At 67.1% G+C, this 2,638-nt stretch carries 6 protein-coding genes and 1 pseudogene; all 7 read left to right on the top strand.

Annotated elements, in window-relative coordinates; genetic code table 11:
• Nucleotides 1–268, top strand: a pseudogene (locus tag A5733_RS27570) (hypothetical protein); the annotation flags it as partial.
• Nucleotides 265–513, top strand: coding sequence for a glutaredoxin family protein (locus tag A5733_RS19525; protein WP_083666319.1), 249 nt, complete (start codon nucleotides 265–267; stop codon nucleotides 511–513). The pseudogene A5733_RS27570 and the gene A5733_RS19525, both read left to right, overlap by 4 nt.
• Nucleotides 510–815: a hypothetical protein gene (locus A5733_RS19520; protein WP_076241331.1), complete on the top strand. Its 306-nt coding sequence runs from the start codon at nucleotides 510–512 to the stop codon at nucleotides 813–815. Before A5733_RS19525 ends, A5733_RS19520 begins: the two co-directional genes overlap by 4 nt.
• The gene (locus A5733_RS19515; RefSeq protein ID WP_076241330.1) at nucleotides 815–1,222 is read left to right on the top strand and encodes a hypothetical protein; all 408 of its coding nucleotides are present in this window, start codon (nucleotides 815–817) and stop codon (nucleotides 1,220–1,222) included. Before A5733_RS19520 ends, A5733_RS19515 begins: the two co-directional genes overlap by 1 nt.
• Nucleotides 1,219–2,067, top strand: a complete 849-nt coding sequence (locus tag A5733_RS19510) for a DNA adenine methylase (RefSeq protein WP_076241329.1) — start codon at nucleotides 1,219–1,221, stop codon at nucleotides 2,065–2,067. Before A5733_RS19515 ends, A5733_RS19510 begins: the two co-directional genes overlap by 4 nt.
• Complete coding sequence (locus A5733_RS19505; RefSeq protein ID WP_076241328.1) at nucleotides 2,064–2,270, top strand: hypothetical protein; 207 nt, start codon at nucleotides 2,064–2,066, stop codon at nucleotides 2,268–2,270. The genes A5733_RS19510 and A5733_RS19505 overlap by 4 nt, the downstream gene beginning before the upstream one ends.
• Nucleotides 2,267–2,464: a hypothetical protein gene (locus A5733_RS19500; RefSeq protein ID WP_076241327.1), complete on the top strand. Its 198-nt coding sequence runs from the start codon at nucleotides 2,267–2,269 to the stop codon at nucleotides 2,462–2,464. The genes A5733_RS19505 and A5733_RS19500 overlap by 4 nt, the downstream gene beginning before the upstream one ends.
• The last annotated feature ends 174 nt before the right edge of the window (nucleotides 2,465–2,638 follow it).

Genomic DNA, 2,638 nt, shown 5'->3' with positions numbered 1-2,638 from the left:
GGTGTTCATGGTGCGTGCCCGGTGCAAGGGCGAGCACGGCCCGCTGACTCGCGCGGACGGTGAGGAGCGGTACAAGCGCGACTTGCAGATCCAGGCGATCTGGCTGCCGGGTGAGCCGGAGCCTGAGGAGCCGAAGACGCAGGCCGAGCTGGACGCGGAAGCCGAAGCCGAAGCCGCGAAGGCGCAGCCGCCGCTGTTCGGGGACGATCCGGATGCAGAGCTCGGCGACACGTTCGAGGGCCCCTCGTTCTCCCACGGTGACGAATGACCGCCCCAGTGGTGACGGTGTACACGGCGACCGCGTGCCCGCAGTGCACCGCGACGAAGCAGCACCTGGGCAAGCTCGGCATCCCGTTCACCGAAATGGCGATTGACGACCAGACCCGGGCTGCTGCAATGGAACTCGACATCACCAGCGCGCCGATCGTGTGCGCGAACGTCAACGGGGTCGAGCTGCCACCGTGGGGTGGGTTCCGGCCCGGCAAGATCCAGGCGCTGAGGAGTGCAGCATGAACGCGACCGAGGATGATCAGCCGTTGGGGGAGAACCCTGACTTGGCAACGATCGAGCGGGCCGTCGAACTCGGGTTCCTGGCCGGGGCGGACCGCCACCGCGCTATCGCCCAGGTGTCCGCCGGCCGGATCCGCGAACGGGTCCACGGCCGCATCACCGAGCTGGCCGCGGTGTTCACCGCGCACAACGCGGAGACCTATGACGGCAGGGTCTACCGGTGCCCGTGCAAGCTGCGTGGCACCCGCGCTGAGTGGGAGCGGCACCTGGCCGACAAACTCGCCGACGCACTGGCAGGTGAGTGATGACCGCCGCCACGCTCACCGAGGGCCAGCGGTGGCTGCTGTACGTCGCTGCACGGCATGTGATGCCGATCGCGCTGATCGATCCTGACTACGGGATCACCAGCATCAAGCAGAGTCACGCCGGCGGATGCTGGCCGCCCGGGCGCGCACGGGTGCCCGAGTGGCTGAACTCGTACCAGGTCACCAAGTCGGGGATCGTGGGCGGTGACGCGCCAGGCGTCGTGCGGGTGACGGTCACGTGGACGCAGCTGAAGCGGTTCGCGCAGGAGCTGCCGGTGGAGCTGCGGGCCGTGCTGATGGAGGCCCGCAAGGCTGACCGGAACAACGTCGACGACGCGATGCTGACGGTCCTCGGCCTGGCCGAGGCCGCCCCGTGCCAGCTCGAATTGTTCGGGGCCACAGCATGAGCGCCCCACCGTTCGCCTACTACGGCGGCAAAACCCGGCTGGCTGCGAAGATCGCGGCGCTGCTGCCGCCACACGAGCACTACGTCGAGCCGTTCGCCGGAAGCCTGGCGGTCCTGCTGGCCAAGAAGCCCAGCCGCATGGAAACGGTCAACGATCTCGACGGTGACCTGATGACGTTCTGGCGAGTACTCCGCGACAAGCCCGAGCAGCTAGCCCGAGCGTGCGCGCTCACGCCGCACTCCCGAGCGGAGTACTTAGCCGCGCGCGAGGCCTCGCTGGAGGATCTCGACGACATCGAGCGGGCGCGCCTGATCTGGGTCCAGATCGCCCAGGGCCGCGGCGGCACACTACGCAAGACCGGGTGGCGCTGCTATGTGGATCCGGCCGGATGTTCAGCCGGAATGCCGCAGTACCTCGCCGGGTACGTCGATCGGATGGCGGCCTGCGCGGAACGCCTGCAGCACGTCAGCCTCGAATGCCGCCCCGCACTCGAAATCATCAAGCAGTACGGCGCGCACTCCAACTGCCTCATGTACGTCGACCCGCCATATATCGGGAGTAGCCGGGCGACCGGTGGCGGCACGTACCGGCACGAGATGCGCGGACACGATGAGCACCTGCAACTGATCTGGGAACTGATGGGCTGCCAGGCGTCAGTGGTGTTGTCCGGCTATCCATCCGAGCTGTACGAAGACGCGCTAGTCGGTTGGGAGCGCATCGAAATCCCCACGATGACCGGGCAGGCGAAGACCAGTCACGCACGTACCGAGGTGATTTGGTCGAACCGGCCGATCTCTGGCCAGGGGTCACTGTTCGACCGGCATAGCGAATCGAGCGCGTCATGACCGCCCAGTTGTCCCTCCCGATCTGCGCGTCCCCCGGCTGCCAGCTGATCACCGAGATCCCCGGCACCCCATGCCGGGACTGCGTGAAGGCGTTCGGCGACATGCTGCGCCCTGGCCGGCCACTGACCGAGGACGAGATCACCCGGCGCGACGAAGCCGTGCGCCAGGCGTACCGGACTGCGCGGCTGCGAGGTGTCCTGTGAGCCTCGTTCTGGGCCAGTGCCTCATCGAATGCGGCTATCTGTCACAGATCGCCACCATGGCCGACGCCAGAGAAGTAATTACCGACGGCCCACTGCTGCTACTGAAGCCAGATGGCCAGGCCGTGTGGGTGCCGCTTGATGCCTACCACCGGCCACTTGCAGAGCTGGAGTACCTGAAGCGAGGTGTCCTGTGACCGCTGAATCGTGTTGTGCGCACCGAACCCGCCGAGCCCAAACCGGAACCATGTGGAGGAAGAAATGAGCGCACGCGAAACCGTCGCCAAGGCCATCGAGGACAGGCCGGTCGGCGACTGGTCAATCGGACCGCAAACGGCACTGCGCCTCGCTGATGCTGCTATCGCCGCGCA

Source organism: Mycobacterium sp. NS-7484 (assembly GCF_001953975.1).
Lineage (GTDB): Bacteria > Actinomycetota > Actinomycetes > Mycobacteriales > Mycobacteriaceae > Mycobacterium.
The sequence above is the reverse complement of the archived record's forward strand: the minus strand, read 5'-3'. Positions and strand labels throughout refer to the sequence as shown.